General features: G+C 39.7%; 15 protein-coding genes. 10 read left to right on the plus strand and 5 right to left on the minus strand.

Annotation, left to right across the window (positions count from 1 at the left end; all coding sequences use genetic code 11):
- The first annotated feature begins 16 nt into the window (after positions 1–16).
- The 3 genes from Q4574_RS10015 (at position 17) to Q4574_RS10025 (ending at position 3,340) form a co-directional block, all read left to right on the plus strand.
- On the plus strand, positions 17–616 hold the full coding sequence (locus Q4574_RS10015; RefSeq protein WP_303473940.1) for a sigma-70 family RNA polymerase sigma factor: 600 nt from the start codon (positions 17–19) through the stop codon (positions 614–616).
- Positions 609–1,577, plus strand: coding sequence for a hypothetical protein (locus Q4574_RS10020; RefSeq protein ID WP_303473941.1), 969 nt, complete (start codon positions 609–611; stop codon positions 1,575–1,577). The genes Q4574_RS10015 and Q4574_RS10020 overlap by 8 nt, the downstream gene beginning before the upstream one ends.
- Positions 1,578–1,819: 242 nt before the next feature.
- Positions 1,820–3,340 carry a catalase gene (locus tag Q4574_RS10025; protein ID WP_303473942.1) on the plus strand — a complete coding sequence of 507 codons (1,521 nt, stop codon included), beginning with the start codon at positions 1,820–1,822 and terminating at the stop codon, positions 3,338–3,340.
- Positions 3,341–3,699: 359 nt separating this feature from the next.
- Here the strand turns inward: Q4574_RS10025 and Q4574_RS10030 are convergent, their stop codons facing one another.
- The 3 genes from Q4574_RS10030 to Q4574_RS10040 form a co-directional block, all read right to left on the minus strand.
- Positions 3,700–4,659 (minus strand): transposase, encoded by a 960-nt coding sequence (locus Q4574_RS10030; RefSeq protein ID WP_303473943.1) that lies wholly within the window; start codon positions 4,657–4,659, stop codon positions 3,700–3,702.
- 132 nt (positions 4,660–4,791) lie between these two features.
- Positions 4,792–5,007, minus strand: a complete 216-nt coding sequence (locus tag Q4574_RS10035) for a hypothetical protein (protein ID WP_303473944.1) — start codon at positions 5,005–5,007, stop codon at positions 4,792–4,794.
- A 102-nt stretch (positions 5,008–5,109) separates the two neighbouring features.
- Positions 5,110–5,859: a helix-turn-helix transcriptional regulator gene (locus Q4574_RS10040; protein WP_303473945.1), complete on the minus strand. Its 750-nt coding sequence runs from the start codon at positions 5,857–5,859 to the stop codon at positions 5,110–5,112.
- A gap of 127 nt (positions 5,860–5,986) precedes the next feature.
- Here Q4574_RS10040 and Q4574_RS10045 point away from each other — a divergent pair, with 127 nt between their 5' ends.
- From Q4574_RS10045 to yiaA, 3 genes are all read left to right on the plus strand, one after another.
- On the plus strand, positions 5,987–6,346 hold the full coding sequence (locus Q4574_RS10045; RefSeq protein WP_303473946.1) for a hypothetical protein: 360 nt from the start codon (positions 5,987–5,989) through the stop codon (positions 6,344–6,346).
- Positions 6,347–6,400: 54 nt separating this feature from the next.
- Positions 6,401–7,210: a DUF2145 domain-containing protein gene (locus Q4574_RS10050; protein ID WP_303473947.1), complete on the plus strand. Its 810-nt coding sequence runs from the start codon at positions 6,401–6,403 to the stop codon at positions 7,208–7,210.
- 126 nt (positions 7,211–7,336) lie between these two features.
- The gene (gene yiaA, locus Q4574_RS10055; protein ID WP_303473948.1) at positions 7,337–7,798 is read left to right on the plus strand and encodes an inner membrane protein YiaA; all 462 of its coding nucleotides are present in this window, start codon (positions 7,337–7,339) and stop codon (positions 7,796–7,798) included.
- Between the two features lie 64 nt (positions 7,799–7,862).
- Here the strand turns inward: yiaA and Q4574_RS10060 are convergent, their stop codons facing one another.
- Positions 7,863–8,258, minus strand: coding sequence for an OsmC family protein (locus Q4574_RS10060; RefSeq protein WP_303473950.1), 396 nt, complete (start codon positions 8,256–8,258; stop codon positions 7,863–7,865).
- Between the two features lie 30 nt (positions 8,259–8,288).
- Complete coding sequence (locus Q4574_RS10065) at positions 8,289–9,122, minus strand: S1 RNA-binding domain-containing protein (RefSeq protein WP_303473951.1); 834 nt, start codon at positions 9,120–9,122, stop codon at positions 8,289–8,291.
- 127 nt (positions 9,123–9,249) lie between these two features.
- Here Q4574_RS10065 and Q4574_RS10070 point away from each other — a divergent pair, with 127 nt between their 5' ends.
- From Q4574_RS10070 to Q4574_RS10085, 4 genes are read left to right on the plus strand one after another with little or no spacing between them, the layout of a single operon-like run.
- Positions 9,250–9,978, plus strand: coding sequence for a 5-oxoprolinase subunit PxpA (locus tag Q4574_RS10070; RefSeq protein WP_303474067.1), 729 nt, complete (start codon positions 9,250–9,252; stop codon positions 9,976–9,978).
- A gap of 31 nt (positions 9,979–10,009) precedes the next feature.
- Positions 10,010–10,723 (plus strand): 5-oxoprolinase subunit PxpB, encoded by a 714-nt coding sequence (pxpB, locus tag Q4574_RS10075; protein ID WP_303473952.1) that lies wholly within the window; start codon positions 10,010–10,012, stop codon positions 10,721–10,723.
- A complete protein-coding gene (locus tag Q4574_RS10080) occupies positions 10,720–11,694 on the plus strand; it encodes a biotin-dependent carboxyltransferase family protein (protein WP_303473953.1) in 975 nt (324 codons plus the stop codon). The genes pxpB and Q4574_RS10080 overlap by 4 nt, the downstream gene beginning before the upstream one ends.
- Positions 11,695–11,709: 15 nt before the next feature.
- Complete coding sequence (locus Q4574_RS10085) at positions 11,710–12,573, plus strand: aminotransferase class IV (RefSeq protein ID WP_303473954.1); 864 nt, start codon at positions 11,710–11,712, stop codon at positions 12,571–12,573.
- The last annotated feature ends 44 nt before the right edge of the window (positions 12,574–12,617 follow it).

Here is a 12,617-nt window from a genome sequence, read left to right on the forward strand (position 1 = left end):
GGGAAGATAAATTCGTTTGAATCAAGTAGTAGATGAAGAATTGCTTAAACGATTTGCTGGTGGAGATTCAGCATCGTTTAAGCTTTTATATGAACGACATAAAGGCGGTCTGTATCGTTATTTGTTGAGGCAATTGAAAAATCAGCAATTAGCCGAAGACTTATTTCAGGATACTTGGAGTAAAGTTATCGATCGTGCGGAGTCATTTGAGCCAAACGCTAAATTTTCAACTTGGTTATACACAATGGCGCGCAACCGAGTAGTTGATCAAGTGAGGCATTTGCAAGTTGTCGAAAAGGTGATTGATGATTCTGTGGACGGTGCAGAGGGCCAAATTAATGACTCAGAAGTTCATCAAACTAGGGGGGAGAAAATGCTGATAGCTGATAAACAGCGGTTTTTCCTGAAAGAATGCATGAAAAGGTTACCCGTGAAGTTTTTGGATGTTTTTCTACTTAAAGAAGAGTCGACGTTAACGATAAAACAAATTGCGGAGATCGTTGGTTCTTCCCATGAAGCAACGAAAAGTAGATTACGTTATGCCTATGCTCAGTTAAGAGACTGTTTATCTAAAAAGATGCCAGATTGGGGAACCGAGGATGCCCATCATGAATAACAATCCAACATCCTCTAGTGAAGATATAGTTGACTCAGAAGTCAGCAATTTATACCAATCTCAAAATAAACCAGCACCTTCCCAGTTAGTGGACAGCCACATTTTAACCTTAGCGAAGCAACGTATTGATGCTAAAAATCAGTCAACTAAATGGCGACAATGGCAATGGCCTGCATCAATTGCTGCTTCAGTGATGTTCATTAGCTTAGTGGTTTACACGCAGTACGAGCAGTTCGACCCGCGTTTTGAACAGGCACCACAGGCTGATGTAGATAGCTATGAAATTGCTGATCAAGCGACTTTGGATGAAAGCGAAGGAGCTAGCAAAGCTAAATTGCAAACTAAAGATTTAAGTAAACCGTCAGTTTCGACGCGAATGGCGAGTGCACCATTGCCCCAGAAAGAAGAATTTACAGAGCAACAGCTGGATGAACCTGAGCGGGCCCAATATGCTGAAAAAGAAGCGTTAACTTTAGCTGCCAAGGCAATGGATAATGTGGAAATTGAACCCTTGGCATTGGAGCTTGAGCTACCCTTAGAGGTCGAAGTTGACGAGCAAATTCCAGAAGAAATAGCCTTGAGTCAGGAAGAAGCCGAACAGATGGCATTGAAAAAAGCTGATTTACTTGCCAGACAGGCAACTGACCAGTCAGCCAAAAAAGAACAACAAGCTAACAAAAGATTGTCTATATTAGATACTGCAGCAGCATTTAGTGATATTCAAGATTCAAAATCAAAGATTCAGGTTAATACCGAATATCTTGATAACTTGTTGAAAAAGCTTGAAGGACAGGCTGTACTAACTAACTCCGATTCCTTTAAAAGTAAGGAGTTAAAAAGGTTGCAGGGAGATATTTTCGATTATTTGTCGCTACTCAAAATGTCTGATCCTTTGGTTGAGATTGACGAAAAATATTGGAAAGTGTTAACGCAAGAACAACAAGAGAAATTAGCTAAGTAGTCTCTACTAATACCAATTTAGTGTCATTATTTCATGGTAAAGGTATTTTGGGTATTTTGGGACAGGCATGATTTTTTTAATTTCTAGGGTTAAATTGTTGGACTAAATTGTTGGACAGCCATAAATTTATTTTTAAATTTTTAATGTTCAGTAAAAAATAAGACATCTTCTATACTTCGAAAATTGTGGTAGTTGTGATCTAAACATGAAATACCGATTAGTTTCTAACAGGAGCAAGTGTAATGAGCGATAAAAAATGTCCATATGAACCAACAGACCTCACTACTAGCAGTGGCGCGCCGGTAGTCGACAATCAAAATAGTTTAACTGCAGGCAAACGAGGTCCGGTTTTAGCGCAAGACGTGTGGTTAAATGAAAAGCTTGGCAACTTTGTACGTGAGGTCATTCCTGAAAGGCGCATGCATGCTAAGGGGTCAGGGGCATATGGTACGTTCACCGTTACTCAAGATATTAGTAAATACACTCGCGCCAAAATATTTAGTGAGGTAGGTAAAAAAACTGAAATGTTTGCGCGTTTTAGTACGGTAGCTGGAGAGCGCGGTGCCGCTGATGCTGAACGCGATATTCGAGGGTTTGCTTTGAAGTTTTATACTGAAGAAGGGATATGGGATATGGTTGGCAATAATACCCCTGTTTTCTTTTTGCGAGATCCTCTTAAATTTCCAGACTTAAACAAAGCAGTTAAGCGTGACCCTCGTACTAATATGCGATCGGCTACAAATAATTGGGATTTTTGGACATTATTGCCAGAAGCGTTGCATCAAGTAACTGTGGTAATGAGTGATCGTGGTATTCCAGCTTCATATCGGCATATGCATGGTTTTGGCTCTCACACCTATAGCTTTTGGAACGAGGCAGGCGAACGCTATTGGGTTAAGTTTCATTTCCGCACTCAACAAGGTATTAAAAACTTAACCGATAGCGAAGCTGCAGACGTGGTTGCTATGGATCGAGAAAGCAATCAAAAAGACCTCTATGAGGCCATCGAGCAGGGAGATTTTCCTAAGTGGAAGATGTATGTACAAATTATGCCAGAGGCTGAAGCGGATAAAGTTCCTTACCATCCTTTTGATTTGACTAAAGTGTGGCCTAAAGGAGATTACCCATTAATAGAAGTTGGTGAGTTTGAGCTCAATAAAAACGCTGAAAACTATTTTGCAGATGTTGAGCAAGCAGCCTTTGCTCCCAGTAATTTAGTTCCAGGTATTAGTGTTTCACCAGATCGTATGCTGCAGGCTAGACTGATAAATTATGCAGATGCTCAACGTTATCGAGTGGGTGTGAACCTGAATCAAATTCCGGTGAACAAAGCCCGCTGCCCTGTGAATAGTAATGCTCGTGACGGTCAAGGTCGAGTCGACGGCAATTACGGCGATAAACCTCACTACGAACCTAATAGCTTTCAACAGTGGCAGGAGCAACAACAGTTCGCGGAACCACCTTTGAAAATAGATGGCTATGCTAAACGTTATGATTTCCGTGAAGATGATGAAGACTATTTCAGTCAGCCTCGTGCATTATTTAATTTAATGAATGATGAACAAAAGCAAGCTCTATTTGAAAATACTGCAAGGCAAATGGGTGATACTTTTGATTTTATTAAATTTCGTCATATTCGCAATTGTAATAAATGTCACCCAGAATATGGTGAGGGTATAGCTAAAGCACTAGGCTTAACAGTTGCAGATGCAATAAAAGCAAGAGAGGCGGATCCTGCTATTCATCTATCAAGTTGTTTGTAAATAAAACTTCGACAAACATAAACACCGTTTTAGCATGTTAAAACGGTGTTTTTTTGTGGACAAATCGTGTTTTTTAAATTGGACAGGCATGTTTAAATGGACAGGCATAACTTTGTATGATCTTTAAATTTGGACAGGCATAGTTAATTATTTAATTAGACAGACACTACTTTGTATGAATAACAATATGTAATGCTAAGTTATTTTTATAGACAAGCTAAAAGTGAATATAATTCTTTTTTAAAATGAGCTAAAAACGAAATATTGAAGTGTGGCAGTTAATTAGGTGCGCGATAGTTTTGCCGATATATGACTAAGCAGTATTTTTCGATTCAGAAATTAACTTGATTGAATTATTATTAAATTGAACCAACTAAGCGCTTATGTCGACGTCGTCGTTTATAACTTTTAAGAGTGTCGTTTTGGCCTGCTGCGACACTAAAAGTTTCTTCGAAGCTTGAAAAAAGGGTATTCCAAGTTTGTTCATCAAAACCAAGTCGCTGAAGGATAGGTGACTGATTCATATTTATTGCACCACTTTTAGTGGGATGTAGACTACGCCCGGAAAGGTCGACTAACTTTAGATAGTCTATAAGATTAAACGGTATCACGGTTGTTTGACGGGTTAATACGTTGCTTAAAAATGGCATCAATGTTGAAGGTTGTTTTCCGTGTTTCAAGTCGATAATACGTCGTCTGACGCTGGTATGTTTAGAGGTTTCAGGTGTGGTGGCTAATTTTGCCCGAATTGGGTTTAAATCCACATAAACCATGCATGCGGCTATTGCATGCTCATCTAATAGCGCTTGAGATTTAAAGCGTCCTTCCCAGAAATGGCCGGTACATTGGTCTTCATGATTGGCTTTTCGCGCAATGGGTTCGTTAAGTTCGCGCATGAACCAACTGATATCCATTAGCCGTTGTCGGTAGATGGATAAAGTGGCTTGCAAACTGTCTAATTCTGGCGCAGAAAACGATGTGGTTTCACTACTCAAGAATTGCTGGGTTAACAGCGTTCCTTTGTGTAATTTATGCCATCTTGCGCACACTTGTTTGTCCGTCCAGTGATTAGCGTCGTTCACGTTAACATGCAACACCACATGGGAATGATTGCTCATAATGGCGTAGGCACAGACATCAATGGCAAATACCGTGGATAAAAACAGTAATCGGTCTTCAACCCACTGACGACGGTGTTCAAAACTTTTTCCTGTGACGTTGTCTTTCCCACACAAATAAGCCCGACGAACACAGCGGGACACGCAGTGATAGTAGGGAGTGTCCGTCAAACAAATTTGACGCTTCCTTGCTAAAGGCATAGTTCTTCCTGTTGAATCTAATACCTAAAGCTTAGTGGATTACTTGAAAGAGGTGGTCTAGTTTGTGGCTGTCTTGATTTTAAATTTGTGGCTGTCCAACAAAAGAAAAGCTTAGGAGAATTTCAATCAAGCTTACTTTTTCACAGGAATACCTTTAAGTAACGCTAAAACTGCGCTGTTGTTGTTTAAATTAGCTAAATCAATGAGGTAGCTTTTTTCAAGTTCTTGCATTGAATGCTCAGATATAAGACTTTTTACAGTCTGCGTTTCGCCATTCACTATTGCGGTTTTAAGTGCAGCAAAATGCATAAAGCTATTGTCATCTTTATTTGAGTTTTCCGATGTCATTTATTCCTCCCAGGTCAAATTAAAACTCACATAGCTCGAATATTAACCTAACATATTATTCAGTGGTTTATCAATTTGTCCCATAATATTGATAAACCACCATCAACTGTCCCCATCATCAACTCTGCGCATGCTTTCAAATAGTGAGGGCTCCCAAGGTCGCATTGCCATCAATATGCCCATGTGTTGACGCTTAGATAGTGGTAGTGAGGCATCTTCTTGGTTGAGATCAGATGCTTCCTTAGTTAGCTGGTTTAACTTGCGCTGAATAATCTCTATTGACGTTTGTGAATATCTACCCCGGATATAAAGCCTGAAATTCCACTTTTCATCTTTTTTGGGAGCCATGAATTTCACCATTACCTCCTGTTCCATAAATTTCTCTAACGGACCGCCAGGTATCCATCTAAAATCTTGAGCAATCAAGGTCTTATAGTAATTATTGGGTAACAAGCTGATTATTTTAAGTTTGTCTAGTTTTGCTAATAAGCGGGTACATTCGTATTGATCAATATCGTAGTGTTCAATCAATTCGTTAAATTTCCACGAATCCCGCACACACACGGCAACCAGCAGTAATTTAGGATCGGCGAGTAATTGTAGTTCTTGTTCTTCCGTAAGTTGGCTGAGTTTCTCGGTTTGTTGCTGTGCTACCACAAACAGGTCAGAAAGTGACATCTGCAGTATGTCGCATATTTCTTCAAGACGTTCTAGTGTAAAACTATTAGTTGAAAAAATGCGTTTTATGTTGGCCTCACTCATTGCTAACTTATCGGCAAGCGCTCGATAGGTAATTTGATGTTGTTTTAAAAGCTGCTTGAGCGTTTTACTTACCTGTCCAATTTGACTCATTCTTTTCCTCGGGTATTAAAATAATAAACTAATGGTTGATGTTTAGTATACATAAAACAGTATTGTTTACACAGGGTATACCTGAAAGCTATTGTTCATCTCGTTCACAACAAACAGGAAGAACAATATGAAAGCCTTAACTACTGCTTTAATAATCATTTTATCTACATCATCTTTGAACGCACTTGCTGAAGGATCTGTCCATCATAGTGGACAGGCAAGTAAACATACTGCTTTAGCTGCATCGGAAGGATTAGCTTCTACCGCTAAAGTGGCTAGCGTGGTAATGGTCACCCCAGTGATAGTCGCAGGTAGCGTGAGCTTAGTTGCTGGAAGCGCTGTTGTAGAGGCCGGGGATGCATTAAGTGATGGCCTCATGTCCTCCCATAGTGCTTCTCATGAACATCATCATCAACAAACATTGATTATCACTGAGCATACTATCACTGCTGATCCTGCCCCTAATCAAGTGATTAAACGACAGTAAATTAGCCTGACGCTTTTGAATAATTCTAATAACTTTTGTACGGAGACTAAGGAAATGAAATCTCGAACATATTATCTACTCATCATGATTAGTACGTTTAGTTTTTTGCCTAACATTGTATTTGCTGGCAGTCAAAGTGATGCTCCTAGTCAGCACGAGCCTAAGAAAATTATTAAATTTGCCAAAGACGTTGAAAAATATGCAGCCTCTAAGGGCGCTAGAGCATTTATTATTGCAAGAGTAGGGAGGCCAGAGAAAGATTTGCCTGAAGGAATTAAGTTTACCCATACGGCAGTAGCATTGTATTCAAATATTACCTTGGACAATGGTGAAGTAGTGCAAGGTTACGCAATACATAACCTTTATCAAATAAATGGAAAGCCGAATCAAAGTGAACTCATTGTCGACTATCCAGTGGATTTCTTCTGGGGTGTACATGAATTAACTGCCGGCATTTTAATTCCACGCAAAGAAGTACAGGAAAAACTGATAGAATTGATCGCTTCGGGAAACGATAAAGCTCTGCACAATCAACACTATTCGGTTATTGCTAACCCGTTCAATTCGACCTTTCAAAACTGTACTGAGTACACTCTAGATTTACTTAATTCGGCCATCTACGGCACGCGAGATGTTGCGCAATTGAAGGTTAATGCAAAAGCACATTTCCATGCACAACAGGTCAAGACTAACCCATTTAAATTGTTTTTTGGCTCTCTATTCATGGATGATGTCACTACTAAAGATCACGACGGCAAGGTATTTACAGCGACGTTTACCACCATTGGCAATTACCTAAGACGGAACGAATTGGCCAGTGAATTTATTACTTTCACGGCAAGCGGAGATATAAACTCATTGTAAGGTATATTAATAATAAACTTTAGGGCTTGAAATAAGCTACATTTAAAAATTGGGTTTATTAATGGCCTTGTTGAAGGCAAGCTTTATCCATACCTTAGATAACACATTAAACAACAGGGAATTATTATGACAACACAACCGGTAACGACTTCTATGCACGCCCCAACAAAATCTTATACCTATGCAGCTGTTGCAGCTTTGATTATCGGCATCGGTGCTTATGGTGTGGGGCTCTTTAATGCTCAAATGTTACTTAATGAAAAAGGTTACTATCTAATAACGTTACTTTATGGATTATTTTCTACAGTTTCTTTGCAGAAAAATGTAAGAGATAAGGCTGAAGGTATAAACACTTCATCTATTTACAGCACCTTGTCATGGTTATCTTCCGGTCTAGCCATAGGGCTTTTAGTGATTGGTTTGATCAATGCTGATTTATTATTGAGTGAAAAAGGATTTTACGCTATGGCATATACATTAAGTTTGTTTGCAGCTGTGACTGTCCAAAAAAACGTTAGAGATAAACAAGCTTTAGATAATTCCACTGCCGTTGAAGCAGCAGAAACCACAGAACCGGTCGTAATCTAAAAATAAAAAGACATAAGCAAAACCAGTACAGCCTGTTTATCAAATAAACAGGCTTTTTTCTTTATCACTCTTCAACTCGATAAGACGTGGTTATGTTCACATTTCCAGTTAACATCAACATCACTGAACAATATTTTTCACAGGATAACTGCACTGCACGAGCTAGGTGTTTATCACTTATTTTTTCACCGCTAACTACATATTCTGCATGAATATCGGTAAATACTTTTGGAGCAGAATCTGCTCGAGTTGCTGAGAGTTCACATCGGCAACTTGTTAGAGGCAGACGAGATTTCTTCATAATTTCAACTACATCAACGGAAGAACAGGCTCCTACGGATAATAGGACTGTCTCCATTGGTGTTAATTGATCACCATTTCCATCTAATTGGAGTTTTTTACCCGATTCGGTTTCACAATCAAACAGCATATCTTTTTGCCAGGTAACAGTGGCTTGCATTTCTTGTTCCTTGTTAAGGTCGTTATAGTTTTACTTTACTAGTGTGATTTTCGTTTTATCGATTAAAATACGTTTTTGTTTAAACAGCGATCCCAAAGCCTTTTTATAGGCATTTTTACTGGCTCCAAAGCGCTGAGTAATTTCATGGGGAGGACTTTTATCGGTTAACGTTGAAAGGCCGTCATGGGCTATTAAATCGTCAATGATAAGCTCGGTTAGCTCTTTTCTTGCTTGTTCATTGTGAAACTGAAAACACAAATCAATTTTTCCATCTTCGCGAATACGTTTAATGAAACCTTTCATCTGTTGACCAGTTCGAATTGGTTTAAACACTTCGTCCTTAAAAATTAGGCCAAGATGAGTACCATTTATCACCGCTTTGTAGCCTAAATCTGTGCGACCACAAATGATCAAATCTGCTTCTACTCCAGCTTTAAGATCATGACCCTCTTCAGATAAAAAGTCGCGAAGCTTAGTAGATGCTGCAAGGCGTCCGGTTTCTGGATCTTCAAAAACATAAACGACATACTCAACACCCTCGGACATAGGGCGTTCTTGTTCACTAAAAGGAACTAAAAGATCTTTTTCTAACCCCCAATCTAAAAAAGCACCAACACGCGTTAGGCTTTTTACTTTTAATACCGCAACTTCATTTACCTGGGCGAGGGGGATCTTAGAGGTCGCTATAATGCGATCCTCGCTGTCATGATAAATAAAAACATTGACCATTTGACCAACTTCACAACCTTCAGGCGCAGAACCATTTGGCAGTAAAATACGTTCCACTTGGGAACCATCTAGATAAAATCCAAAGGGCAATTTGTCAACCACTTCTAAGCGATTCATTTTTCCAATTTGTAGCATACACCTGACTTTTTTTAAGAATAAAGTAAACTAGCGAATCTTAGTTGTGATCTGTGTGAAAATCACTATGTTGAACTCGCCTTAGATCACCATTATATCTGAATTTACATGGAGCAATAAGCGCTTGATCAAACTAAATTGTGACTTAGGTGAAAGTTATGGGGCGTGGCGCATGCCGCATGACGATTTAATTATGCCATACGTCGACATGGCTAACATTGCTTGCGGTTTTCACAGTGGTGACCCGCAGGCTATGCAATCCGCTATCATCTCTGCAAAAAAGCACAATGTAATAATAGGTGCACATCCTTCCTACCCTGACTTACAAGGTTTTGGTCGTCGCAGTATGGCCTTGTCCGAAGCTGAACTAATTCCACTGCTACATTATCAAATTGCGGCATTAGAGGGCATGGCTAAAATTCATGCTAAAACTGTCGATTATGTCAAGCCACACGGCGCTTTATATAACGATATGATGGCTAACCAAAGTTTATTTGAAACTGTTGTAAAGGCTGTCAGTCTATATTCAGAAGGATTAATTTTGGTCGTTCAAGCGGTATCGGATTGGCAATCTTTCAAGCAAATAGCAAATAAGTATCATGTTGAACTTCAATTTGAAGCCTTTGCAGATAGGCGATATACAGAAACAGGGTTGCTATTATCCCGCGCTAAACCCGGAGCCGTGTTGCAGCTAAATGATATGTTTGCGCAGGTAAAGAGAATGGTAGAAAGCCAAGAAGTAGTATCTGCATCGGGACAAGTTTTACCGTTAAAAATAGACACACTATGTGTCCATGGTGATAGTAAAGGTGCAGCCGAAGCGGTGAAACATATCCGTGAGCTATTATCTTTATGACTGTCTTTAAACTAGTTAAGTCAATCGAATCATGAAGTACCCAGAAGTTACGATAAATGTAGCCAGCGAAAATGCCTTAATTGTCTATTTTGATGGGCTAACACTCAATGAAAAAAATCAACAAGTAAGTATGTTTGTGCACCTATTGCAACAGACAGATATTCCTTGGGTGCAAGAGGTTATCCCTGCATATCATTCTGTATTAATTAGTTTCGACATTTTTCTTACAGATTTTTTTGCAGTGAAAGCACGCATTTTAGAATTGGTTAAGACTCTACAAAATGACAATGGCGTAAACGCAGGTACTTCACTGACACCGAATATTGTTGATATCCCGGTCTGCTATGGCTTGCCTGAAGACAACGATTTACAGCGAATTGCTAAACACAATAACATGCCTGTCCATGAAGTTATTCAACTGCACCAACAACTCAGCTACCGAGTTTATTGTTTAGGTTTTGCGCCTGGCTTCGCATTTCTAGGGGAAACCCATGACAATATAGCCACCCCTAGATTAACAGCCCCTCGTAAGAAAGTGCCAAAAGGTGCAGTGGCTATCGCTGATCGACAAACCGCTATCTATCCTAATGAATCGCCAGGAGGATGGAATATTGTTGGTGTTTGTCCGCTAGAATTATTTGCCCCAAAACGAACATCACCTTCTCCATTCAAAGTAGGCGATACCGTTAGGTTTAAGCAAATTAGTGAAGATAAGTATTACCAAATGCTGGAGCACAATTCGTGAATCATGTTATTGAAATAATGACTACTGGCTTACAAAGTATGTTAGTGGATTCAGGTCGAAGAGGCTACCAGCACTTGGGGATCACCTCTGGTGGTCCGGCAGACCGACGCAGTTGCCTATGGGCTAACTGGTTATGTGATAATAAAGATAATGCCCCTAGTATTGAAGTAGTTGGTTGCGGATTTAGTTTCAAAGCCCTTTCTTATTGCCAGGTGGCGATATCTGGGGGCGCTACTGAGATTTCTATTAATGATCGCATTTTCCTATCTTGGCGCAATTTTAAATTGAATGCCGGTGATGTTTTAACCATTAATAAATCCGATAATGGGCTTCGTAGTTATGTGGCTGTCCATCAAGGTTTTCATGTACCAGAAATCTTTGGAAGTTGCACAACGGTTATGCGCGATAGGCTAGGGGGCTTAACGCAAGACGGGCAAGTATTGAAGCTCGGAGATCAAATTGCATTCTATAGTCAAACTCCTGCCACTGAGCTCAAAATACCAAAAATCGCTCCTCTTGAGGCCCAAAGAAGTGTTAAGGTTGCGGCAAATAGTGAATTAACCTTGAGATTGGTCGAGGGCTATCAAATTAACGACTTTTCAGCTGTGGCGATAAGGCAACTATATCTTAATCAATACGTCGTAAGCCCCGACTCAAGTAGAATGGCTTGTAAGTTGACTGGCAATCCTATTGCGGCACCGAATCAACCAATGTTATCAGAAGGAATTACCCGAGGTGCTGTGCAAATTCCTCAGCAAGGGTTACCTATTATTATGTTGGATGATAGGCAGACTGTAGGAGGCTACTACAAGGTGGGCAGTGTCTTGTCCGTTGATTGTGACAAATTGTCTCAAGCAACACCTGGATGCAAAGTCACTTTTTCAGCAATTGACATTCAAACCGCCCACAACTTGGTTAATCTGGCAGAAGTTAAACACGCTAAGCTTTTCACCCGAATTCAATCTAACTAATATTTTGGCAGTAATATGACTGATTCAATTGTATTCCTTAATGGTACTTTCATGCCCCAAAGTGAGGCGATGATATCCCCACTTGATCGTGGTTTTTTGTTTGGGGATGGGATTTACGAGGTAATACCCGCCTATGACCGGAAAATGGTCGGCTTTGCTCCACATATCAGACGTTTGCAAAATAGCTTAACAGCGATAGGCATTAACTTAGATTGGTCTGAGGACAAGTGGCGACAGCTTTTAAGCGAGCTGTTAAGGCAAAATAGCGGAGATAGCCTGGCCATTTATATTCAAGTGAGTCGAGGGGTCAGTCCTAAACGGCAACATGGTTTCCCTGACAATATCGAACCAACCTTATTTATGATGTGTTACGCCATTAAACCACCAGTTAATTATGATGATGGGAATCACCAAGGGTTGCACTTAGTAAGCCAGCAAGATCTGCGCTGGCGTCAATGTCATATTAAGTCTACCTCTTTGTTGGGCAACGTTTTACATTACCAAAGTAGTCAAGATCACAATGTCGATGAATGCTTGCTTTTCAATGAAGCTGAGCAAATTACAGAAGCATCATCTTGCAATGTTTTTGTGGTTAAAAATAAACAGATTTTTACGCCGTCTTTGGACTCGCAATTATTACCAGGGATTACACGAGCAATTGTTTTAGATCTTTTGAGAACGCATACTGATTATCAAGTCTTGGAGCAAAATATCAGTTTACAACAAGCTCGATCTGCGGATGAAATTTGGTTAACCAGTTCGACTAAAAATATTGCACCAGCGATAACCTTAGACGGAGAAAAAATTGGTAGTGGCAAGATTGGAAAAACGTATAAAGAAGTGAATTCGTTATTTAATCAATTTAAATATGATTACTGACTTTTAATTTTTTACTACTTTTTATTGCATCAGGACACGCTACT

Source organism: Aliiglaciecola sp. 3_MG-2023 (assembly GCF_030548205.1).
GTDB lineage: Bacteria > Pseudomonadota > Gammaproteobacteria > Enterobacterales > Alteromonadaceae > Aliiglaciecola.

Excerpts from the sequence above, each read along its gene's own strand:
- Q4574_RS10035 (WP_303473944.1), bottom strand. The coding sequence starts at position 5,007 with ATGACATCGGAAAACTCAAATAAAGATGACAATAGCTTTATGCATTTT.
- yiaA (WP_303473948.1), top strand. The coding sequence starts at position 7,337 with ATGACAACACAACCGGTAACGACTTCTATGCACGCCCCAACAAAATCT.
- Q4574_RS10050 (WP_303473947.1), top strand. The coding sequence starts at position 6,401 with ATGAAATCTCGAACATATTATCTACTCATCATGATTAGTACGTTTAGT.
- pxpB (WP_303473952.1), top strand. The coding sequence starts at position 10,010 with ATGAAGTACCCAGAAGTTACGATAAATGTAGCCAGCGAAAATGCCTTA.
- Q4574_RS10065 (WP_303473951.1), bottom strand. The coding sequence starts at position 9,122 with ATGCTACAAATTGGAAAAATGAATCGCTTAGAAGTGGTTGACAAATTG.
- Q4574_RS10060 (WP_303473950.1), bottom strand. The coding sequence starts at position 8,258 with ATGCAAGCCACTGTTACCTGGCAAAAAGATATGCTGTTTGATTGTGAA.
- Q4574_RS10025 (WP_303473942.1), top strand. The coding sequence starts at position 1,820 with ATGAGCGATAAAAAATGTCCATATGAACCAACAGACCTCACTACTAGC.
- Q4574_RS10020 (WP_303473941.1), top strand. The coding sequence starts at position 609 with ATGAATAACAATCCAACATCCTCTAGTGAAGATATAGTTGACTCAGAA.
- Q4574_RS10085 (WP_303473954.1), top strand. The coding sequence starts at position 11,710 with ATGACTGATTCAATTGTATTCCTTAATGGTACTTTCATGCCCCAAAGT.
- Q4574_RS10045 (WP_303473946.1), top strand. The coding sequence starts at position 5,987 with ATGAAAGCCTTAACTACTGCTTTAATAATCATTTTATCTACATCATCT.
- Q4574_RS10030 (WP_303473943.1), bottom strand. The coding sequence starts at position 4,659 with ATGCCTTTAGCAAGGAAGCGTCAAATTTGTTTGACGGACACTCCCTAC.
- Q4574_RS10040 (WP_303473945.1), bottom strand. The coding sequence starts at position 5,859 with ATGAGTCAAATTGGACAGGTAAGTAAAACGCTCAAGCAGCTTTTAAAA.